The sequence below is a fragment of the Micromonospora sp. NPDC049175 genome, assembly GCF_043197345.1.
GTDB lineage: Bacteria > Actinomycetota > Actinomycetes > Mycobacteriales > Micromonosporaceae > Micromonospora.
This window is the reverse complement of record NZ_JBICSY010000003.1, coordinates 441,238-461,892: the sequence shown is the minus strand read 5'-3', so window position 1 is coordinate 461,892 and position 20,655 is coordinate 441,238. Positions and strand designations below refer to the sequence as shown.

Sequence of the window (20,655 nt, the reverse complement as noted above, 5' to 3'; positions counted from 1 at the left end):
GAAGGGCGCAGTTGTCTCTAGGAGATCAGGACGACGGCGCGTGGCGCGGCCAATCTCACGTCCGCGCGCCGGCGCCCCGGGCCGCGCCGGACGCGGTGGTCGCCCTCGTCGCGCGCCAGAACCCATCCAGTCAGATCAATTGACACGGGGTGTCGCCGCTGGAAACATCGAGCCGATACCTGGGAGCGCTCCCAGGTTTCCACCATCACCACCGTCCCCCACCCGTCCGGAAGGACTCCCCGTGACGAGATCCCGACGCCGCCTCCTGTTGGCCGCGGCGACCACCCTGGCCCTCACCGGAGCGGGCGCCGGCGCGGCTTACGCCGAGCCACCACCGGATGCCCCCGAGCAGATCGACAACGGCGACTTCAGCGAGGGGGTGAGCCCCTGGTTCTCCTTCGGCACCGGCCCACTCGCGGTCACCGACGGCCGGCTCTGCACCACAGTGGCGGGCGGGCTGGCCAACCCCTGGGACGCCGGCATCGGCCAGGACGGGGTGCCCCTGATCGCGGGCGCCGAATACACCCTCGGGTTCGACGTCTCCGCCACCCCCGGCGCCGCCGTCAAGGCCGTGCTGCAACTCGGCAGCGCCCCGTACACCACGTACGCGGCCGTGGACGCCACCGCCACCGGCACCGCCCAGCGGGTCGAGCAGACCTTCACCGTCCCGGAGACCAACCCCGGCGCCCAACTGATCTTCCAGGTCGGCGGCTCCGCCCAGACGCAGACCATCTGCCTCGACGACGTCTCGCTGCGCGGCGGCGAACCGCCCGCGCCGTACGTGCCGGACACCGGTCCGCGGGTGCGCGTCAACCAGGTCGGCTACCTGCCCGGCGGCCCGAAGAACGCCACTGTCGTCACCGAGGCCACCGACCCGCTGCCCTGGCAGCTGCGCAGCGCAGCCGGCGCCGTCGTGGCCAGTGGCACCACCACCGCACGCGGTGTCGACGCCGCCTCCGGGCAGAACGTGCAGTCCGTCGACTTCTCCAGCTACCGCACCCCCGGCAGCGGGCTGACGCTCACCGTCGACGGCGAGACCAGTCACCCGTTCGACATCTCCGGCGCCCTCTACGACCAACTGCGCTCCGACTCGCTGCAGTTCTTCTACGCCCAGCGCAGCGGCATCGCCATCGACGGGGACCTGATCGGCGACGAGTACGCCCGCCCCGCCGGGCACCTCGACGTGGCGCCCAACAAGGGCGACACGAACGTGCCCTGCCAGCCGGGCGTCTGCGACTACTCGCTGGACGTGCGCGGCGGCTGGTACGACGCCGGTGACCACGGCAAGTACGTGGTCAACGGCGGCATCGCCACCTACCAACTGTTGAACACCTTCGAGCGCACCAAGACCGCGGCGACCGCCGACGGTGGCGCCGAGCTCGCCGACAGCACGCTGCGGGTGCCCGAACGCGACAACGGCGTGCCGGACATCCTCGACGAGGCCCGCTGGGAGCTGGAGTTCCTGCTGAGCATGCAGGTACCGGCCGGCAAGCCCCTCGCTGGCATGGTCCACCACAAGATCCACGACCAGAACTGGACCGGGCTGCCGCTCGCACCGCAGGACGACCCGCAGCCGCGTGAGCTGCACCCGCCGTCGACCGCGGCCACCCTCAACCTGGCCGCCACCGCCGCCCAGTGCGCGCGGCTCTTCGCCCCCTACGACGCGGCGTTCGCGGCCCGCTGCGGCACCGCCGCGACCACAGCCTACGCCGCGGCCAAGGCCCACCCCGCGGTGTACGCCAGCCCGACCGACGGCACCGGCGGCGGCGCGTACGACGACAGCAACGTCACCGACGAGTTCTACTGGGCGGCGGCCGAGCTGTACCTCAGCACCGGCGCGCAGAACTACCTGACCGACCTGACCGCGTCGCCGCACCACACCGGAAACGTGTTCGAACCGCGCGGCTTCGGCTGGCAGAGCGTGGCCGCGCTGGGACGCCTCGACCTGGCCACCGTGCCGAACGGGCTGCCCACCGCAGACCTCACCCGGGTCCGCGCCTCGGTCACGACCGCGGCCGACGCGTACCTCGCCGAGCTGCGCCGGCAGGCGTACGGGCTGCCGATGCCCGGTGACGCCGAGAGCTACTTCTGGGGCGGCAACAGCAGCATCATCAACAACGCCATCGTCCTGGCCACCGCCTTCGACCTGACCCGCGATGCCAAGTACCGCGACGGCGCCGTGCAGGCGATGGACTACATCTTCGGCCGCAACGCCCTGAACATCTCCTACGTCACCGGGTGGGGCGAGCACGCCGCACAGAACCAGCACAGCCGGATCTTCGGCCACCAGCTCGACCCGAACCTGCCCCGACCGCCCGCCGGCTCCCTCGCCGGTGGCGCGAACGCCGCCCTGCAGGACCCATTCGTCGCCAAACTGCTCGCCGGCTGCAAGCCCCAGTTCTGCTACGTCGACGACATCAACTCGTACTCGACGAACGAGGTGGCGATCAACTGGAACTCGGCGCTGACCTGGATCTCCTCGTTCCTGGCCGACCAGGGTGACGCCGGCGCGGTGCCGGCCGTCACCTGCTCGGTGGGCTACAGCAACTACGGCACCTGGCAGGGCGGCACCGGCTTCACCGCCCAGCTGACCATCCGCAACACCGGTGCCACGGCCGTCAACGGCTGGAACGTGCGCTTCGCGTTCACCGGCGGCCAGCGGGTACGCGAGGCGTGGTTGGCGAAGGTCACCCAGTCCGGTGCGACGGTCACCGCCAAGAACGAGTCGCACAACGCCAAGATCAATCCCGGCGGCACTGTGACGTTCGGCTTCAACGCCACCACCTCCGGCGGCGCCAACCCGAACCCGGGCCTGGTCACCGTCAACGGCAAGCCCTGCTCGCTGTCCTGAGCACGCCCGGCTGGTGGCCGCCCTCCCTCGGGCGGCCACCAGCTCGGCTGGATCCGCATACCTACCATCGCGAGCATGGATGGACGAGTGTGGATTCTGGTCGGGGTGGCCACTTTGCTGCTCGCCGTACTCCTGGTGGCGGCACTGCTGGCCGTCGGGCGGCGCAGGCGCCGCGCCCCGGCCGGCGCCGACGAGACGATGCGCCGCGCCCGCCAGGCCATCCGGCAGAGCGGGCACCAACAACGCCGCCAGCGCCGGGGCACCACGCGCGGCAAGGGCTACGGCGGAGACGACAACCAGGCCTACAACAGTGGCATCGCCAGCGACTCCGGCGGCGGGCCCTGACGCCCGCTTCCATCGGGTGGTTGGCGGCGGCCCGGACCCCGCCGAGGCTCGGGCCGTCTCATCGTGCGTCCGGGTCTGCGTCTCGCGCCGTGCGGTCGATACCTACCTGTCTTCGGAGGTGGAGCCGTGCCCATGGACGACGGGCCCGTAACGCCAGCGCTGGTGATCTGGACCGCGAAACGGGTGATCAACCAACATCGCAAGCCGTCGAGTCGCTGCGCGCAGTGCCAGGACGACGGGTGCGAAATGCTGACGTGGGCGCGGAACGCGCTCACGGCGCACCGCGAATGATGGAGCGGGAGCCAGCCCGGTCGGCGGGTGCGAACACCTCCCCGCGCACGGATCGACGAAGTTGTCGTACACCTGTTCTATTCTCGGTCCATGTTGGAGGAGTTGGCGCAGGCAGAGGCGGCGGTCGCGGCCTGCGCCGACGCCCCGGCCTGGGCTCTCACCGAGTCCGACCTCGTCGCGGCTCTCGACGCGGCGCACCGGCTTGAGCGCCGTCTGGCGGCCGTCCAACTGACCCTGGTGCGTGAGCTGGACGGCCGGGGCACGGCGGGGGCGCAGGGCGCGTCCTCGACGGCGGTCTGGCTGCGCGACCGGCTACGGCTCACGGTCCCCGCCGCCCGCCGAATTGTCGACCTCGCCGGCGCGCTGGACACCGGAGCACCGGGGGTGCGGGCAGCCCTGGCCAGCGGGGCCATCAGTGTGGAGCAGGCCCGGGTCATCGCCGCGACGGTCGACACCGTGCACGCCGCCGCCGGCGCCGAGGCCGCCGACAAGGCGGTCGGTGTGCTGGTCGAGTGGGCCGGGCAGTTCGAGCCGACCCTGCTGCGCAAGCTCGGCACCCGCATCCTCGACCACGTCGCCCCGGAGGTTGCCGAAGCTGCCGCCCGGGCGGCTCTGGAGGCGGAGGCCCGCCGATCCGCCCGTGATCGTCATGTCACCCTGTCCGAGCTCTCGGATGGCCGCCTGCGGTTGAGCGGCACCCTGGACGCCGAGGCCGCCGGCCTGCTCCGCGCGGCGATCGACCCGTTGACGGCCCCATCGGGCCCGGACGATTCGCGCAGTCCTGGCCAACGCCGCCACGACGCGCTCGCCGACCTCTGTCGTCTCACCCTGCGCACCGGCGAGTTGCCCGAGCACGGCGGGGACCCCGCCCAACTCGTGGTCACCACCAGCTTCGACGCGCTGGGCCGGCAGCTCGACGTGGGAGCCCTGGACACCGGCCTCCGGCTCACTCCGGAGACGGTCCGCCGTCTCGCCTGCGACGCGGCGATCCTGCCCGCTGTCCTCGGCAGCGCCGGTCAGGCACTGGACGTGGGTCGACAACGCCGCCTCGTCACCGGGCCGCTCCGACGCGCCCTGGTCCTGCGCGACCGCGGCTGCGCCTTCCCCGGCTGCGACCGCCCGCCACGCTGGTGCGACGCTCACCACATCCGGCACTGGGCCGACGGAGGTGACACCAGCCTGGCCAACTCGGTGCTGCTCTGCGGCCACCACCACCGGCACGTCCACCGCGGCGACTGGGCCGTCCGGCTCGGCGGCGACGGTCACCCCGAATTCATCCCGCCCGCCTGGCTCGACCCCGACCAGATCCCCCGCCGCAACGAGTACCACCGGCGAACGTGACCTCCGCCGGTATCCGGTGACGGGGAAGCTCCACCGCACCTGACCAGCGAGGTCGAAGGGCCGTGCGAGCCCCACGGCGAAGGCCGACGGCGGCACGGCGTCAACGAGGCTTGGGCCCTCGACGAGATCACGGCGTGATCCCTTCGGCATCACGCCGTCAGCAGCCGCGTCACCGGCCGGCTGCTAGCCTGCTGGGCTGATGACAGGGAGATTCGGCACTCGGGACACCTTCGCCGTCGAGGTCGGCGAGATCCTGTCTCCCAACCTGCGCGTCGTCGACCTGTGGGCGGCAGGCAAGAAACTGACGACCCATGACAACGTGGCCTACGTACCGTCCCTCTGCCATTACATGCAGACTGCGGCAGCGGAGGTACGCCAGCGCGCGATTCGACCCCGCCCCTCTCGCGAACGGTCACCGGAGGAGATCTTCCGGCAGTTTGAGGCCGACGAGACAGACTTCCGCGAGCGGTACTGGTTTCTGCAGTGGAGCGAGATCGTCGACAACGTATCGTGCTACGCCTACCTCGACGATCACCTGGTGATCGTCTTCGCGTTCCGGCGAGCCGACCACCCCTTCCCCGAAGACGTGGGCAAGGTCTTCGTCGCCAGAATCCCGCCAGACGAATTCGCGGCCACCCTGGAACAGGCGACTGACCTGCTGGGCGACGAGCGGGTGGGTTGAGGCCCGACAAGGATGCCTTCGAGCCCCACGTCCTCAACCTAAAGACTTCTCAAACACGCTGTTCGGCCCGTACGCGCCGACTGACGCGCTCCTTGCTCCCCGGTTTTCCGATCGCCGCGGGTGCCGGGGCGGAACGCAGCCCGGACTTGATCACGTACAGCTCACGCTTGGCCGTGGCCATCCCCCGTGCGTCGAGCACGTACCCCGCGATCCACACCCACCCGTTGTACGGGTCGTCCTCGCCGATAGACATCACCCGCATCAACAGCGCCCGGTCCCCGGTGAACTGCACCGAGCAGTCCGGGCCGACGAACACGACGTCCCCCGCCTTCACGGCAGCCAACCGATGAACCTGCGTCGGAGCACATCGACCGGAGCCCAGCCCATGTCCTGTACGGCAGCGATCAGGCACAGGCTCAGGTAGTACGCCAGCGGCACCCGCTCGCGTTCGGCCAGCAGGTCCGCGCGGCGCGTGGCACAGGGCCAGGGCCGGTCGCATCCCTCGCACAGCCACAGCGGGAGGACCGGCGCGTGCGTGGTCACTGGCTCTCACCCGGCCAGTGGCCCCGGTTGATCGGGATCTTGTGTCTCGTCCGGCACGGCAGCTCGTTCCCGCACTTGCAGACGTTCCGCCACTTGATCCACGACCACACCGGCTGATGCCTGCGCGCCAGGGTCATCGCTACCGCCGCCAGGTATTGGCCGTAGGGCACGTGTCGGGTCATGCGCCCCACGGTCGTCGCCTCGGACGCATTAGTCAACTGGCAATATCCGAAAGGAAAGAGCGAGTCGCTTTACGTTCGGGCTATGGACCGAGGGCCGGGGCAGCTCATGGGGCCGTACGAGATCGCCGAGCGCCTGGGCGTCTCGCGGCAGCGGTTCCAGCAGCTCGCCCGGTATCCCACCTTCCCGAAGCCGTACCAGGAGCTACGGGGAACGAAGGTCTGGCTGGCCGAGGACGTCGAGGCGTGGATCAAGAAGTACCGCCAACCGCGCCCAACCGAGGACGACACCCCGGACTGACCGGGCAGGACGAAGCCCGCCCGGCCACCCGTCACGTCGCTACCGACGCCACCAGCGGAACAGCTCGGAAACAGCCTTCACAATGGCGGCGCGGTCTTTGGATTCAGCACCCCTCAGGGCGATACCGGCCACGATGACTTTGCCGGCTACCGGAAGCCCTACGAGAACCGCAGCGATCAGCGGACTAGCTGCGGCGATGGGTTCGATGCTGGACAGTCCCACTGCTTGCCCCTCCTCACTCTGGTCGAGCGAGGCCACGCAGGACTCAGCTCGACCAGTACGCATTGACTGGTGAAGCCGAGGTCCTGCACCGACTGAGCAAGATCTCAGATGTTGCGGAGTCTCCTGTAGGTATTCGATAGAACGGCAACTACGGCCGAAGTATAGGAGGTTGCCTAGCACCTGCTTGTCGGCTAGCGATGCCAGGTAGCAAGCTGCCGTCCCTGGGGAAGGCAGTTGCTCGCGTGTCCCTCGGGACGAGCTAATGATCGCCCAGCCCCGGAGAGGACATCAACGAGTTTACCTGCACGGACGCTGCCGGCTGACAAACACCCCCCGTCCGCATCGATGGAAGGCGGTGGCGAGGGCTCCAGTTCGCCGCAGAGACGCTGTCAACACGCGTTGGGGGTAGCGGTTATCCCCACCGCGCAGGCTCAGCACGACCAGTAGGTGACGACTGGTGAAGCTGAGTTCCTACGAAGCCCATCCTGCGCTCCCGGGGTGGGTGTCGGTTTTGATGCCACGACACGTCGGAGGCTCTGGGGCGACGAGCACGCCGTAGGCGGGCTGTGACGGGCGCCGCAGCGTTCGGGGCATCGGTGCGCGTACCCCCGGACCTAGGTTCGACGTGTGGGCATCCGGGTGGGGACTCGTGGCCGCTGGCGGTCTCTGTCGCCGCTGCCGCCGCCGGGTCGGCTGCGTACCCTGTCCCTGGCCACGCTCGCCAACACCGTCGGGACCGGGCTGTGGGTGACCGGTTCGGCGCTCTATCTCACTCGCGTCGTCGGGCTGAGCCCCACGCGGGTCGGGCTGGGGCTCACGCTCGCCGGCCTGGTGGGGCTCACCGCCAGCGTGCCGCTCGGCGGACTGGCCGATCGACTTGATCCGCGAAACCTGCGGGCGGTCCTCCAGTTGGCAGGCCGGCGTCGCCGTGGCGTACCTGCTGGTCGGCTCGTTCCCGGTCTTCCTGCTGGTGGCCACCGTGGACGCGCTGCTGATCTCCGGCAATCTGGCGGTCCGTGCGGCGCTCGTCGCCGCGGTCGGCGGGCCGGAGGGGCGGGTGCACGCCTTCGCGACCCTGCGCGCGGTGGCCAACCTGGGTGTGGCGCTCGGCGCGGCGCTGGCCGGGTTCGCGCTGGTGGCGGACACCGGGTGGGCGTACCGGCTGCTCGTGGTCGGCAATGCCGCGACCTATCTGGTGTCGGCGGCGCTGATCATGCGACTGCCGGGTTATCCGCCGGTCCGGCGGCTGCGCCGGCCCGACCCCGGTCGTGCCCTGCGCGATGGACGCTTCCTCGCGGTCGCCGGGGCGTCAGCCGTGCTCTCCCTGCACTGGGTGGCGCTGACACTGCTGCTGCCACTGTGGGTGGTGACCCGCACCGACGCCCCGCCGGTGCTGGTCTCCGTCATGCTGCTGGTCAACACGCTGCTGACAGTGGTGCTCGCGGTACGGCTGAGCGGCGGCGCCCGGGACGCGCTGCCGGCGGCGGCGACGATGCGCCGGGCCGGGCTGGTGCTCGCGGCCGGGATGCTGCTGTGGGCCGCGACCGGCTTCGTCTCCGGCGCGCTGGCGATCGGCCTGCTGCTGTGCGCGACAGCGATCTACACCCTCGGCGACCTGTGGCACGCCGGGGCCGGGGCGGCACTGGCCTACGACCTCGCCGCCCCGGACGCCATCGGCGCCTACCAGGGGGTCGACACACTGCTCGCCGGGCTGGCCCGCGCGGCGGGGCCGGCGGTGCTGACCTGGCTGATCCTCGGCGGTGGCCCGATCGGCTGGCTGGCCCTGGCCGGGCTCCTCGCCGGCGCCGGCCTGGCCGTGCCACCGCTGACCCGGTGGGCCCTGGCGAACCGCAGCGATCAGCCGATCTCCTCGTCGACGTAGCACCAGCGCCAGGTCTCGCCCGGCTGCACCGAGCGGATCACCGGGTGGCTGCTGGACTCGAAGTGCTTCGTCGCGTGCTGGTACGGCGACGAGTCGCAGCAACCGACGTGCCCGCAGCTCAGGCAGGCCCGCAGGTGCACCCAGTCGGCGTTGCCGATGGCGACGCAGTCGGGGCACTCCTCGGTGGTGCGCGGCTCGACCGTATCCGTCTCGGCCAGATGCTGACAGCTCACTTCTCGACCTCCCGCAGCAACGACTCTTCCAGGTCCAGGTCACGATAGGCCCGCACCAACACCTCCTCGGGGATCCGACCGGCGTCCCGGGCGGCCCGGAAGACATCCCGCTCGGCGTCGATCATCTTCTGTCGTAGCCGACCGTACGCCTGCGACGGCGTTTCCCGCTCGGTGCCACCCAGTCGTTCCCAGGCCAGGTTGTTGCGATCCTCAAGCGCGCGGCGCAACCGGTCCACCACCGCCTCGGGGGCGCTGTCGGCAAGCGCGTCGAGGCGGTCCTGGGCGGCCCGGCTGGCCTGTTGCTGCACCCCGGCAGCCGACAACGCGTCCTGCACCGGGTCGTCCTGGGGCAGCTTCAACCGCCGGGCGACCACCGGCAGGGTGGCGCCCTGCCCGACCAGGGTGACCACGATCACCGCGAAGGCCAACCAAATGAACAAAGCCCGGGGGTACGGCTCGTCTTCGGCCAGGGTCAGCGGCAGGGCCAACGCGGCGGCAAGCGTCACCACGCCCCGCATGCCGGCCCAGCCGATGACGATCGGAAACTTCGGTGACGGCCTGGCGTCGCGGCGGCGGACCCGGGGAACCAACCGGGCCAGGTAGGTGGCCGGGAAGAGCCAGATGAACCGGGTCAGGAAGACGGTGGCGAGCACCACGAAGGTGACCAGGATGAGGAAGCCGGCCGGCTCGTCGAGGTCGCGCAGCACCTCCCGCAGTTGGAGCCCGACCAGCAGGAACACCAGCCCTTCCAGCAGGAAACGAACGAGCCGCCAGAACGCGCCGATCTGCAGGCGGGACGCCGCCGACAGCAGCTGCGGCAGTTTGTGGCCGAGCACCAGACCGGTGACGACCACCGCGACCACACCGGAGGAGTGCACCGCCTCGGCGGCGAACACCACCGCGAACGGAATGATCAACGACAACGCGTTGTCCAGCACCGGGTCGGTGATCCGCCGGTGCAGGAAGCCGAAGACCACCGCGCCGAACGCGCCGATCAGGATGCCGCCGCCGGTGGCCCGCAGCACCTCCAGGGTGACGTCGGCGGCGCCGACCGCCAAGCCGGCGGTGGCCATGGTGGCGACCCGCAGCAGCACCAGCGCGGTGGCGTCGTTGACCAGGCTCTCCCCCTCCAGGATGGTGACCACCCGGCGGGGCAACCCGACCCGGCGCGCGACAGCGGTGGCGGCCACCGCGTCCGGCGGGGCGACCACCGCGCCGAGCGCCAGGCAGATCGCGAACGGCACCTGCGGCAGCAGCAGGTGCAGCACGAACCCGACCACGAACGCGGTGAACAGCACCAGGCCGACCGCGAGCAACAGGATCGGCCGAATGTTGTTCTTGAACGCCGGCACCGAGGTTTCCAGCGCCGCGACGTACAGCAGCGGCGGCAGGATGCCGACAAGCACCAGCTCCGGGTCGAGTTCGACGTGCGGGACGCCCGGCACGAAGGAGAGCGCCAGACCGAGCACGACGAGCACGATCGGCGCGAGCAGGCCGAGCCGGCGGGCCAGCGCAGCACCGAAGGTGGCGATCGCCAGGAAGACGACGACCGGAAACAGGCTTTCCATGGGGTACGAGCCTAGGGGTCGACGGATTCGGGCCTCGATCAGCCAGGCCTCGATCAGCCGGTCGGCCGCAGCTTCGGCAGCACCTCGGCGCCGAACGCGTCGATGAAGCCGCGCTGTTCCTGCCCGACGTGGTGCAGCGCGATCTGGTCGAAGCCGAGCTGCGCGTACTCCTCCAGCCAGCCGACGTGCCGACCCAGATCGGCCGAGACGTTCACCACCTCGGCGACCCGCCGCGCCGGCACATCGGCGGAGACCACGTCGAAGTGCTCGACCGTCTCCAGGTCCCAGCAGACCGGCGGGGCGAAGACGTTGCTGCGCCACTGGTCGTACGCGAGGGCCTCGGCCTGCTCCTGCTCCGGCGCCCAGGAGACGTGCACCTGCAGGTGCAGGGGGCCGCGCCCGCCGGCGTCCCGGTACGCGTCGATCATCTCGCGCAGGTGTGCCACGGGGGCGTTCACGGTGATCAGACCGTCCGCCCACTCGGCGCACCAGCGGGCGGTGGCCACGCTGACGGCGGCGCCGACGAGCGCGGGCGGCTCCTCGGGACGGGTCCACAGCCGGGCCCGGTCCACCCGGACCAGGCCGTCGTGGCTGACCTCCTCGCCGGCCAGCAGCGCCCGGATGACGTCCACGCACTCCCGCAGGCGCGCGGCGCGGACGTCCTTGCGCGGCCAGGGGTCGCCGGTGATGTGCTCGTTGCTGGCCTCACCGGTGCCCAGCGCTGCCCAGAACCGGCCCGGGTACATCGCGCCGAGGGTGCCGATCGCCTGCGCGATGATCGCCGGGTGGTACCGCTGGCCGGGCGCGTTCACGACGCCGAACGGCAGGCCGGTGGCCTGCAACGCCGAGCCCAGCCAGGACCAGGCGAAGCCGGACTCGCCCTGCCGTGCGCTCCACGGGGAGAAGTGGTCGGAGCACATGGCGGCGTCGAAGCCGGCCCGCTCGGCGTGTTTCACCGCCTCCAACAGGGCGCGCGGACCGATCTGCTCATGCGAGGCGTGGAATCCGAACAGCGTCATGGGCGCACTTCCTACCCACGCCCGCCCCCGCTGATGCGTGCCGCGCCGCTACCTACTCGGCGTGCGCGCCGGCTCCGGCCGAGGCGGCGCCCTCACCCACCCAGACCGTCTTGGTGTTGCAGAACTCCCGCATGCCCAGCGCCGACAGCTCGCGCCCGTAGCCGGAGTTCTTCACGCCGCCGAACGGCAACTCCGGATAGGAGGTGGTCATGCCGTTGATGAAGACGTTGCCCGCGTCCAGGTCGGTGGCGAAGCGCTCCTGCTCGGCCGGGTCCCGGGTCCAGGCGTTGGAGCCGAGCCCGAAGCTGGTGCCGTTGGCGACCTCGATCGCCTCGGAGTACGACGACACCCGGAACAGGCCGGCGACCGGGCCGAAGACCTCCTCGGACCACATCCGCATCTTCGGGGTGAGGTCGGTGACCACCGTCGGCGGGTAGAACCAGCCGTCGCCGGTCGGCATCTCGCCACCGCAGAGCACCGTCGCGCCGTTGTCGACCGCGTCGCGGACCTGGGCGTGCACCTCGTCGCGGCCACGTTCGCTGGCCAGCGGCCCCACGTCGGTGTTCGAGTCCATCGGGTCGCCGACCCGCAGCGCGGCCATGTTCGCGGCGAACTTCTCGGCGAAGGCGTCGAACACGTCGGTGTGCACGATGAACCGCTTCGCGGCGATGCAGGACTGGCCGTTGTTCTGACAGCGGGCGGTGGTGGCCACCTCGGCGGCCCGGTCCACGTCGGCCGAGGGCATCACCACGAACGGGTCGCTGCCGCCGAGTTCGAGGACCGTCTTCTTCAGCTCCCGCCCGGCGATCTGGGCGATGGACCGGCCGGCCGGCTCACTGCCGGTGAGCGTGGCGGCGCGGACCCGGGGATCGGCCAGGATCGCCTCGACCGCGTCCGAGCCGACCAGCACCGTGGTGAAGGCTCCCTCGGGGAAGCCGGCCCGGCGGAACACGTCCTCCAGCAGCAGCGCGGTCTGCGGCACGTTCGAGGCGTGCTTGAGCAGGCCGGTGTTGCCGGCCATCAGCGCCGGCGCGGCGAAGCGCATCACCTGCCAGAGGGGGAAGTTCCACGGCATCACCGCGAGCACCACACCGATCGGCTGGTAGCGGATGAACGCCCGGGTCGCCTTCACGGCGTCAGCGTCGGCCGGCTCGTCGGCGAGGAACCCCGGGGCCTTGTCGGCGTAGAAGCGGGCGGCCGTGGCGCACTTGGTCACCTCGGCCTGCGCCGAGGCGTACGTCTTGCCCATCTCCGTGGTCATGATGCGGGCGATCTCGTCGCGCTCGGCGTCCAGCAGGTCGGCGGCGGCGTTCATCCACCGGGCGCGCTGATCGACGGTGGTCGTCCGGAGCTGCTGGTACGCGAGGTCGGTGCGCTCGATGGCACCGTCGAGTTGCTCGGTGGACATCGCCTCGTAGGTCTTGAGCACCTGTCCGGTGGCGGGGTTGGTGGTGGCGATGTGGGGCATCTCGTCCTCCTGTCACTCGAACAACGAGTGTCGTACGCCCGGCTCCTCGCGGTGGCGGGCGGCGCGGCGGCGCTGGATCACGACCAGGTCGATCACGGCGACCACGGCGAAGATCGCGCAGAGGACGCCGAGCCAGGCGATACCTGCCCAGAACGCCAGCACCGCGAAGATCACCATCGTCACCAGCCCGAAGCCGGCGAAGGTGAGCCGGAGGTTCAACGCGCTGTTCGCGTGGCCGACCGTGCCACGGGCACGCCGGGGCTGCGATCTCGTCATGACCAGGGAGCTACCCCCGATCGGCCGGGTTAACCGGTACGACGCGCTCGCACCCGCCGGTGCGCCGGTGTGCTCCGGCACATCCGATCGCGCCGAGGGCCACGCGACCCGCACGATGGGCGCATGTCAATGACCCTCGCCGTGCCGGTGACCGTCGCCATCGCCCGCCGTGTCGACCCGACCCGGACCAGCGAGATGGTGGCCTGGATGCGGGCCGGCACCGCGCTGGCCGAGGCGTTCCCGGGTTTCCTCGGCGCCGGCTGGGTGCAGAGCGGCCCCGGTTCGCCGGAGTGGCACATGCTCTACCGCTTCGCCGACGCCGAGACGCTGCGCCGGTGGGAGGAGTCGCCGCAGCGGCACTGGTGGCTCAGCTCGGCCCAGGGCATCGTCGAGCACACCCGGGTCGAGCGACGTACCGGGATCGAGGGCTGGTTCGACCCGCCGTTGGAGCACTCGGTCGACCCGGTCGAGCCGGTCGGGCCGGTCGGGCCGGCGTCGCCGCCGAGGTGGAAGCAGGCGGTGACCATCTGGTTGGCGTTCTTCCCGCTGAGCCTCAGCGCCACCCTGCTGACGAGTCACTTCCTCGCCGCCGTGCCGTTGGCGGCGCGGGTGCTGCTGATGACGCTCTGCCTGACCCCGCTGATGACCTATCTGGTGCTGCCCCGGATCACCCGGGCCCTGCACGGGTGGCTGCACGGCCAGCCGGCACCGCGGCGGGATTAGAACACCTCACCGGCCCGGCCGCCGACACTCTGCCGCATACCCGACAGCAACTTCCCGGTGAACCACCTCCTACGCATAGAGTTACCGCGCTGTCGCTCTGTGCTGCGGGAACGGGGGACGTCATGCCTCGACGGTGGGTCGCCGCGCTGGCCTGTCTCGTCGCACTTGTCGCGTTGGCCTGCGAGGGCGGCACGTCCGCGTCGCCCCGCCCCACCCGGAGCGGCACGCCGTCGACCGGGCCGGGTGGCATCGCCGCCCTCGGTGACTCGATCACCACCGGCTTCGCCTCCTGCCTGGTGCTCACCTCCTGCGAGCGCAACTCCTGGTCCACCGGCGACGGGCTGCGGGTGGAGAGCCACTACCGGCGGCTGCTCGACCAGAATTCGGCGATCCGCGACCGGACGTACAACCACGCCAAGGCCGGCGCCCGGGCGGACGCTCTGGAGGGTCAGGCCACGGCAGCGGTACGCGACCGCCCCGACTACGTCACGGTGCTCATCGGCGCCAACGACATCTGCCGGGGCGGGGTGGACGCGATGACGCCGGTGGCGCAGTTCCGGGCCGACGTGGACCGAGGGCTGAAGGTGCTGCGGACCGGCCGGCCGAAGGCCCGGGTGCTGGTGGTGAGCATCCCCGACCTGTACCGGCTCTGGGAGGTCGGACACGACGAGCCACGGGCGGTCCGCGCGTGGCGGCGGGGCATCTGCCCGGCGCTGCTGGCCGAGCCCACCTCGACAGCGCCGGCCGACCGGGCCCGCCGGGCCGCCGTCCGGGATCGGATCGACGCCTACAACGCCGAGCTGGTCGCGGCCTGTCGGGCGTACGGCTCACGCTGTCGCCACGACGGCGGCGCGGCGCACAAGGTCCGGTTCACCCTGGACCTGCTCAACCCGCTGGACTGGTTCCACCCCAACGCCAGCGGCCAGGGCCGGCTGGCCGAGGCGACCTGGCGACCCTCCGGGATGGCCGGTTGACCGTCCCGGAGGGCGATCGTCAGGGTTGGCGGGGGCCCGGGAGAGCGGTGCCGCGGGGGCGGTAGAGCGCCCGCGAGCGCTGCGCGAGGTCCTTCGTGGCCGACGAGTTGGCCCAGGTGCCGAGCACGATGGCCGCGCCGGGGATGACCTTGGCGACGAGCCGCTTGGCGGCCCGGACGCCGGCCATCTGGGCCAACCGGACGCCGAGTTGCAGCATCACCCGACCGAGCGGGCGCTGACCACCCAGACCGAAGAGCGCATCGGCGCGTTCCCGGCCGGCGGCCACACCGAGCGCCAGTCGTGCGCTCTCGGCGACCTTGTGCACGCGCTGCAGCACCAACAGGTCGGTGGCCCGGTCGCTGTGCAGCGGATCGACGTCGTACGCGGCGGCGATGTGCAACACCATCCGCGCCTGGGTCCAGGCCAGTACGCCCACGTCGATCACGGCGCCGGGTAGCCCGGCGGCGCCGGAGACCGCGCCGGACAGCCGGGCCAGGTTGACGAACCTGCGGGCCGCCTGGTCGGCCAGGGCGTCGGACGAGATGCCGGGCTGCTCGGCTCGGGTCCGGTCGGCCCACTGCTCGGCTTCCGGTCCGAGCCGGCGCACCGCCTCCAGGGCGAGGTGCTCCGGGGCGTACTGGGGGTCGTCGCGCATCCGGTCCCAGAGACGGGCCGGCGGACCCTCGGGGGCAGCCGCCGACCCGGCGGGCAGATCGACGGACGGCTGGGGAGTAGGGGCGGCGGGCTGGCCGTCGACGGGCGGGGTGTCGGTCACCGGGTCTCCCCTGGAATGGGAACGGCGGACAGGGCGGCCGATGGAGCGGTCAGCGGCGGCGGTTGGAGAACCGGGCCGCCAGACCCTTGAGCTTCTGCTGGTTGTCAGGCTTGGCCATCTCCCGACGACCTCGCTCGACCAGCTGCTGCCCCTTCGGCGATCTCAGGAACGTGGTGATCCGCTGCATCAGTGACATGGCGTCCTCCTGTCGATGATCCCTCTGGTTCATGTGTACCCCGAACCCGCAACACATGTACCCGGGATGCGACAGCCTCAACCCTGACCGTCCACAGTGGGCGGAAGACTACCGCCCCGCCGGCACGATGGCGTCGACGACCCGGGTGGCCCGCCATTCGTGCTGCTGGTAGTACTCGGGGTACGCGGAGACCTGCACCGCCTGGGCCGCGTCGGTGAGTCGCATCCCCTGCCAGCCGGGCACCTGCTCCAGCGCGGAGAGGAACTGCCGGGTGGCAAACTCGGGGTCCATCAGCCGGTCCACCGGGCCCCAGCCGCTGCTGGAACGCTGCTGGAACAACCCGACCGAGTCGTGATCCCAGCCGACGCCCTGGTGCGGGTGGTTCTGCGACTCGGGCAGCACTCCGCTGGCCACGTTGTAGAGGTTGCTCTCCTGCATGGCGGTGGCGACCGCGATCACCAGACCCCGGCGGGGCACCCCCATCTTGCGGCCGGCGCGCACGATCGCCTCGGCGTTCTCCATCTGGTCCTCGTCCAGCCCGGCTACCGGCGCCGGTTTGGTCGGGCGGGCCGGGGCGGCCTTGCGGGCGGGCGCCGCGGTGTCCGGGTCGGCGGGGGTCGCCGTGGCGGACGGCGCCGGGGCAGCGGCGGTGCGGTCGAGACCACGGGAGGCGGCACCCTGCTGCTCGGCGCGCTGCGCCAGCTCCGAGGTGGCGGGCGAGCCGGATCGGGTCGCCGCGCCGGGCTTCTCGTCGCAGACCTGGGCCACGACGGTCAGGCCGAGGCAGCAGACCACACCGGTGGCAAGCGCCACCTGGGCCCGGCGTCGACCGGTCAGGTCCCGGACGTACGCCCGGAGTCGACTCGCGGCGGTTGTCCGTTCGGCTGAGGTGCCATCCTCCGTATCGGCAGCATCGCTGCTCGGGGCGTACGGGTCGTCGAGGGTGCCGTCGTCACGCATCAACCGAGGCTAGGCAGAGAGAAACCCCGATCACGCACGGTGATCACGTGGTGATTGCCACAGATCGGTGCCGTACTGGTGGACGACCCGGGCGGGTCGACCCGCCCGGGGAACATTCCTCGCGTACCGGATGAACCCGGCGGCGCACCCAGGCCGGCACGGCCGGTGACAGGCCCCGACATCCGACCCTGGGGCCTGACATGATCGACAAACTGGGCCGTTGGGCCGAACCAACCCTCCGCCGATCGGCCGACCGGCGGCGTAATCAGGCGAATAGTCCGGTCACGCCCATCCCCCGGGCGACGGATCGCCCGGCGCAGGAATGCACCAGGATGGCGGGTACGTTGCCCGAACGGGTGCTCTCCATCGCGACGGCACCCCGCAGGCACATTTCAGGGAGGTCCGCACCGGTGCTCGACCCACACGAGCTCTACCAGCTCACCGACGATCTGCCCGACCTCGGGCAACCGGTCCTGATCCAGGCCCTCACCGGGTTCGTGGACGCCGGCAACGCCAGCCGGCTGGCGCGCGAGCAGCTGCTCACCTCGCTCGAGGGTCGACCGATCGCCACCTTCGACGTCGACCAGCTCTTCGACTACCGGTCGCGACGACCGGTGATGACCTTCGTCGAGGACCACTGGGAGAGCGTCGACGCGCCCAAGCTGGAGCTGCACCTGCTGCACGACGACGACGAAACCCCGTTCCTGTTGCTCACCGGCCCCGAGCCGGACCTGCAGTGGGAGCGGTTCGTGGCCGCCGTGGCCGGGCTGGCCGCCCGCCTGGACGTCCGGCTCACCGTGGGGCTCAACTCGATCCCGATGGCGGTGCCGCACACCCGGCCGACAGGCGTGACGGCGCACGCCACCCGCCCCGAGCTGATCGCCGGATACGAGCCCTGGCTGCAACGCGTCCAGGTGCCCGGCAGCGTCGGCCACCTGCTGGAGTTCCGCCTCGGCGAGCAGGGCCGCGACGCGTTGGGCTTCGCCGCCCACGTGCCGCACTACGTGGCGCAGACCGAATACCCGGCCGCCGCCGAGGTGCTGCTCACCTCCGTGTCGCGCAGCACCGGGCTGCTGCTGCCCGGCGACGGGCTCCGCTCGGCCGCCGAGGTGGTCCGGGTGGAGATCGACCGCCAGGTCGCCCAGACCGAGGACGCCGCCGCCCTGGTCCAGGCCCTGGAGGAGCAGTACGACGCGTTCGCCCGTGGTCGGGGCGAGAAGAGCCTGCTCGCCCCGGACGCCGGGCCGCTGCCCACGGCCGACGAACTCGGCGCGGAACTGGAACGGTTCCTGGCCGAACAGACCCGTCCCGGCGACACCCCGGGCAGCTGACCCGGCGCGCCGGGGGCGGATACGGCAGGCTGGGGGCATGCGCCTGGCGACCTGGAACGTCAACTCGGTGAAGGCCCGCCTCCCCCGGCTGCTGGAGTGGCTGGCCGACACCGGGCCGGACGTCGTCTGCCTGCAGGAGACCAAGTGCCCGGACGGCGCCTTCCCGGTGACCGAGGTGGGCGAGCTGGGCTACACCGTGGCCAGCCACAGCGACGGCCGGTGGAACGGGGTCGCCATCCTGTCCCGGGTCGGGCTGGACGACGTCCGGATCGGGTTCGCCGGTGAGCCCGGCTTTCCCGACCCGGAGGCCCGCGCCATCTCCGCCACCTGCGACGGGGTCCGGGTCTGGTCGGTGTACGTACCCAACGGCCGGACGCCCGACGACCCGCACTACGCGTACAAGCTGGCCTGGTTCGCGGCGCTGCGCGACGCGGTGGAGGCCGAGCTTGCCGGTGGGCTCCCGCTGGCCGTCTGCGGCGACTTCAACGTCGCCCCGACCGACGCCGACGTCTGGGACCCGGCGGTCTTCACCCACTCCACCCACGTCACCCCGGCCGAGCGGGCGGCCCTCGCGGCACTGCGCGACCTGGGCCTCGTCGACGTGGTCCCGACCCCGATGAAGGGGCCACACCCCTTCACCTACTGGGACTACCGGGCCGGGATGTTCCACCAGAACAAGGGCATGAGAATCGACCTGGTGTACGCGTCCGCGCCGTTCGCCCGCGCGGTCGGCTCGGCCTACGTGGACCGGGAGGCCCGCAAGGGCAAGGGCCCCTCCGACCACGCCCCGATCGTGGTCGACGCGGAGCTGGTGCCCGCGGTCGAGGGGTTCTGAGTGGCTGTCGGGGCGTTCTGAGTGGCTGTCGGGGCGTTCTGAGTGGCTGTCGGGGCGTTCTGAGTGGCTAGGGTGGACAGATGGCAGTCGTGAAGATCAACGCAATCGAGGTCCCGCCCGGTGCTGGCGCGGAGTTGGAGAAGCGGTTCGCCGCCCGGGCCGGCGCGGTGGAAAACTCCCCCGGCTTCCTCGGCTTCGAGTTGCTCCGACCGGTGGCCGGCGAGACCCGCTACTTCGTCTACACGAAGTGGGAGAACGAGGAGGCGTACCAGGCGTGGGCCGCCGGCCCGTCGCGAGCCGCCCACGCTGCCGCTCCCGGCGAGAAGCCCCGACCGCCCGTCTCCAGCGGGGCGAGCCTGCTGGAGTTCGAGGTGGCCCTCCACGTCCCCCAGCCCTAGCCACCTCCCCGCCGGCCGAAATCGCACCGGGCCGGACGTCTCCGTTGATAGCGTCGAGGCGGCCCGAGCGGTAGCCGGCCACCAGTTGCCCTGCCCGCCGTCCCACGCCGTTGGCTCAGGGCGCATCCCGAGGCGCGGGGGTCCTGCCCATGTTCGACGGGTTCGAAGAGTTCGACATCGCTACGTCCGGCGCGACGATCCACGGCCGCCGGGGCGGCACCGGGCCACCGGTGCTGCTCCTGCACGGCATTCCCGAGACACACCTCATGTGGCATCAGGTCGCGCCACGTCTCGCCGAGCACTTCACAGTCGTCGCCACCGACCTGCGGGGTTGGGGCGACAGCGGCACACCGCCGAGCACGCCCGACCACGAGCCGTACGGCATGCGCGCCATCGCCCGCGACCAGATCGAAGTGATGCGGAGTCTGGGTCACGAGCAGTTCCGCCTCGTCGGCCACGATCGCGGGGCCCGCTGCGCGTACCGTCTCGCGCTGGACGCGCCGGACGCCGTCACCCGGCTGGCCGTCCTGGACGTCGTGCCGGTCGGCGACGTCTACCACCGCGCCGACCGGGCGTTCAGCCTCTCCTACTGGGTCTGGTCCTTCCTGGCCGCGCCGGCCCCGGTGCCCGAGCGGTTCATCGACGCGGCCCCCGCCGTGCTTGTCGACTTCATGCTCGACACCTGGCCCGAGGTGAAGGACGCCTTCCCACCCGAGGTGCGCGCGGCGTACGTCAGGCAGTTCAGCGACCCCGCCAGGGTGCACGCGATCTGCGAGGAGTTCCGCGCCGCCGCGACGCTCGACTACCAGCAGGACGAGGCGGACCGCGGCAACCGGAAGATCACCTGCCCGGTGCTGTTTCTCTGGAGTCAACGCGGACAGGTCGCCAAGCTCTACGACGACCCGCTCGCCATCTGGCGGGAGTGGGCCGACGACGTACGCGGCCAGCCGGTCGGAGTCGGGCACTTCATCCCGGAGGAAGCCCCCGACGAGACCACCCGCCAACTCCTCGCCTTCCTCAGCTGACGCCGGGCCCACCTGCGAACGTCGGCGGTTTGATCGACTCGACTTCACGGAAACCGGGCCGTCCAGGCCGACCTGACACCCCGACTTCAATGATCCCGAGTCGATCAAGCGGAGGTAGCCGGCCCGGCGGGCGGCCAGCCGGGCGGGCGGCCAGCCGGGCGGGCGGCCAGCCGGGCGGGCGGCCAGCCGGGCGGGCGGCCAGCCGGGCGGGCGGCCAGCCGGGCGGGCGGCCAGCCG

General features: G+C 71.5%; 24 protein-coding genes. 12 read left to right on the top strand and 12 right to left on the bottom strand.

The genetic code is table 11. The features are described from left to right. The first annotated feature begins 241 nt into the window (after window positions 1-241). The 4 genes from ACGFH8_RS15935 to ACGFH8_RS15920 all read left to right on the top strand — a co-directional run bounded on the left by ACGFH8_RS15935 (window position 242) and on the right by ACGFH8_RS15920 (window position 5,510). Window positions 242-2,851, top strand: coding sequence for a glycoside hydrolase family 9 protein (locus tag ACGFH8_RS15935; RefSeq protein ID WP_393367575.1), 2,610 nt, complete (start codon window positions 242-244; stop codon window positions 2,849-2,851). A gap of 75 nt (window positions 2,852-2,926) precedes the next feature. After that, window positions 2,927-3,196: a hypothetical protein gene (locus ACGFH8_RS15930; protein WP_393367574.1), complete on the top strand. Its 270-nt coding sequence runs from the start codon at window positions 2,927-2,929 to the stop codon at window positions 3,194-3,196. A 381-nt stretch (window positions 3,197-3,577) separates the two neighbouring features. Next, complete coding sequence (locus ACGFH8_RS15925; RefSeq protein WP_393367572.1) at window positions 3,578-4,828, top strand: DUF222 domain-containing protein; 1,251 nt, start codon at window positions 3,578-3,580, stop codon at window positions 4,826-4,828. A 199-nt stretch (window positions 4,829-5,027) separates the two neighbouring features. Further along, a complete protein-coding gene (locus tag ACGFH8_RS15920; RefSeq protein ID WP_393367570.1) occupies window positions 5,028-5,510 on the top strand; it encodes a hypothetical protein in 483 nt (160 codons plus the stop codon). Window positions 5,511-5,559: 49 nt separating this feature from the next. Here the strand turns inward: ACGFH8_RS15920 and ACGFH8_RS15915 are convergent, their stop codons facing one another. The 3 genes from ACGFH8_RS15915 to ACGFH8_RS15905 are packed head-to-tail and all read right to left on the bottom strand — an operon-like array spanning window position 5,560 to window position 6,235. Continuing rightward, window positions 5,560-5,853 (bottom strand): hypothetical protein, encoded by a 294-nt coding sequence (locus tag ACGFH8_RS15915; protein ID WP_393367569.1) that lies wholly within the window; start codon window positions 5,851-5,853, stop codon window positions 5,560-5,562. Then, window positions 5,841-6,053, bottom strand: a complete 213-nt coding sequence (locus tag ACGFH8_RS15910) for a hypothetical protein (RefSeq protein WP_393367567.1) — start codon at window positions 6,051-6,053, stop codon at window positions 5,841-5,843. Before ACGFH8_RS15910 ends, ACGFH8_RS15915 begins: the two co-directional genes overlap by 13 nt. Continuing rightward, window positions 6,050-6,235, bottom strand: coding sequence for a hypothetical protein (locus ACGFH8_RS15905; protein WP_393367565.1), 186 nt, complete (start codon window positions 6,233-6,235; stop codon window positions 6,050-6,052). The genes ACGFH8_RS15910 and ACGFH8_RS15905 overlap by 4 nt, the downstream gene beginning before the upstream one ends. An 82-nt stretch (window positions 6,236-6,317) precedes the next feature. Between ACGFH8_RS15905 and ACGFH8_RS15900 the strand changes: the two genes are divergently transcribed. Continuing rightward, a complete protein-coding gene (locus ACGFH8_RS15900) occupies window positions 6,318-6,533 on the top strand; it encodes a hypothetical protein (RefSeq protein WP_334509531.1) in 216 nt (71 codons plus the stop codon). Window positions 6,534-6,572: 39 nt separating this feature from the next. On the opposite strand, the gene ACGFH8_RS15895 is transcribed toward ACGFH8_RS15900, so the two are convergent. Beyond that, window positions 6,573-6,791 carry a hypothetical protein gene (locus ACGFH8_RS15895; protein WP_393367563.1) on the bottom strand — a complete coding sequence of 73 codons (219 nt, stop codon included), beginning with the start codon at window positions 6,789-6,791 and terminating at the stop codon, window positions 6,573-6,575. Window positions 6,792-7,632: 841 nt separating this feature from the next. Between ACGFH8_RS15895 and ACGFH8_RS15890 the strand changes: the two genes are divergently transcribed. Continuing rightward, window positions 7,633-8,637 (top strand): MFS transporter, encoded by a 1,005-nt coding sequence (locus ACGFH8_RS15890; protein WP_393367561.1) that lies wholly within the window; start codon window positions 7,633-7,635, stop codon window positions 8,635-8,637. On the opposite strand, the gene ACGFH8_RS15885 is transcribed toward ACGFH8_RS15890, so the two are convergent. From ACGFH8_RS15885 to ACGFH8_RS15865, 5 genes are read right to left on the bottom strand one after another with little or no spacing between them, the layout of a single operon-like run. Next, window positions 8,613-8,870: a UBP-type zinc finger domain-containing protein gene (locus ACGFH8_RS15885; protein ID WP_393367559.1), complete on the bottom strand. Its 258-nt coding sequence runs from the start codon at window positions 8,868-8,870 to the stop codon at window positions 8,613-8,615. The genes ACGFH8_RS15890 and ACGFH8_RS15885 overlap by 25 nt on opposite strands. Beyond that, on the bottom strand, window positions 8,867-10,438 hold the full coding sequence (locus ACGFH8_RS15880; protein WP_393367558.1) for a Na+/H+ antiporter: 1,572 nt from the start codon (window positions 10,436-10,438) through the stop codon (window positions 8,867-8,869). The genes ACGFH8_RS15885 and ACGFH8_RS15880 overlap by 4 nt, the downstream gene beginning before the upstream one ends. 53 nt (window positions 10,439-10,491) lie before the next feature. Further along, the gene (locus ACGFH8_RS15875) at window positions 10,492-11,457 is read right to left on the bottom strand and encodes a TIGR03885 family FMN-dependent LLM class oxidoreductase (RefSeq protein ID WP_393367556.1); all 966 of its coding nucleotides are present in this window, start codon (window positions 11,455-11,457) and stop codon (window positions 10,492-10,494) included. A 52-nt stretch (window positions 11,458-11,509) separates the two neighbouring features. Further along, window positions 11,510-12,925, bottom strand: coding sequence for an NADP-dependent succinic semialdehyde dehydrogenase (locus ACGFH8_RS15870; protein WP_393367555.1), 1,416 nt, complete (start codon window positions 12,923-12,925; stop codon window positions 11,510-11,512). Between the two features lie 12 nt (window positions 12,926-12,937). After that, window positions 12,938-13,201: a DUF6343 family protein gene (locus tag ACGFH8_RS15865; RefSeq protein ID WP_393367553.1), complete on the bottom strand. Its 264-nt coding sequence runs from the start codon at window positions 13,199-13,201 to the stop codon at window positions 12,938-12,940. Between the two features lie 123 nt (window positions 13,202-13,324). Here ACGFH8_RS15865 and ACGFH8_RS15860 point away from each other — a divergent pair, with 123 nt between their 5' ends. Beyond that, the gene (locus ACGFH8_RS15860; protein ID WP_393367551.1) at window positions 13,325-13,924 is read left to right on the top strand and encodes an antibiotic biosynthesis monooxygenase; all 600 of its coding nucleotides are present in this window, start codon (window positions 13,325-13,327) and stop codon (window positions 13,922-13,924) included. A gap of 122 nt (window positions 13,925-14,046) precedes the next feature. After that, on the top strand, window positions 14,047-14,898 hold the full coding sequence (locus ACGFH8_RS15855; RefSeq protein ID WP_393367549.1) for a GDSL-type esterase/lipase family protein: 852 nt from the start codon (window positions 14,047-14,049) through the stop codon (window positions 14,896-14,898). A gap of 19 nt (window positions 14,899-14,917) precedes the next feature. Here the strand turns inward: ACGFH8_RS15855 and ACGFH8_RS15850 are convergent, their stop codons facing one another. From ACGFH8_RS15850 to ACGFH8_RS15840, 3 genes are all read right to left on the bottom strand, one after another. Further along, window positions 14,918-15,673: an EcsC family protein gene (locus ACGFH8_RS15850; protein ID WP_393367547.1), complete on the bottom strand. Its 756-nt coding sequence runs from the start codon at window positions 15,671-15,673 to the stop codon at window positions 14,918-14,920. 49 nt (window positions 15,674-15,722) lie between these two features. Further along, window positions 15,723-15,869, bottom strand: coding sequence for a hypothetical protein (locus ACGFH8_RS15845; RefSeq protein WP_393367546.1), 147 nt, complete (start codon window positions 15,867-15,869; stop codon window positions 15,723-15,725). A 108-nt stretch (window positions 15,870-15,977) separates the two neighbouring features. Next, window positions 15,978-16,829, bottom strand: a complete 852-nt coding sequence (locus ACGFH8_RS15840) for a peptidase M23 (protein WP_393367545.1) — start codon at window positions 16,827-16,829, stop codon at window positions 15,978-15,980. Between the two features lie 410 nt (window positions 16,830-17,239). On the opposite strand from ACGFH8_RS15840, the gene ACGFH8_RS15835 reads away from it, so the two are divergent. From ACGFH8_RS15835 to ACGFH8_RS15820, 4 genes are all read left to right on the top strand, one after another. Continuing rightward, window positions 17,240-18,160 (top strand): PAC2 family protein, encoded by a 921-nt coding sequence (locus tag ACGFH8_RS15835; protein WP_355423646.1) that lies wholly within the window; start codon window positions 17,240-17,242, stop codon window positions 18,158-18,160. A 37-nt stretch (window positions 18,161-18,197) separates the two neighbouring features. Then, window positions 18,198-18,995, top strand: a complete 798-nt coding sequence (locus tag ACGFH8_RS15830; protein ID WP_393367543.1) for an exodeoxyribonuclease III — start codon at window positions 18,198-18,200, stop codon at window positions 18,993-18,995. An 80-nt stretch (window positions 18,996-19,075) separates the two neighbouring features. Then, window positions 19,076-19,393, top strand: a complete 318-nt coding sequence (locus ACGFH8_RS15825; protein WP_393367541.1) for an antibiotic biosynthesis monooxygenase family protein — start codon at window positions 19,076-19,078, stop codon at window positions 19,391-19,393. Window positions 19,394-19,542: 149 nt separating this feature from the next. Then, window positions 19,543-20,418: an alpha/beta fold hydrolase gene (locus ACGFH8_RS15820; protein ID WP_393367539.1), complete on the top strand. Its 876-nt coding sequence runs from the start codon at window positions 19,543-19,545 to the stop codon at window positions 20,416-20,418. Window positions 20,419-20,655: the final 237 nt, after the last annotated feature.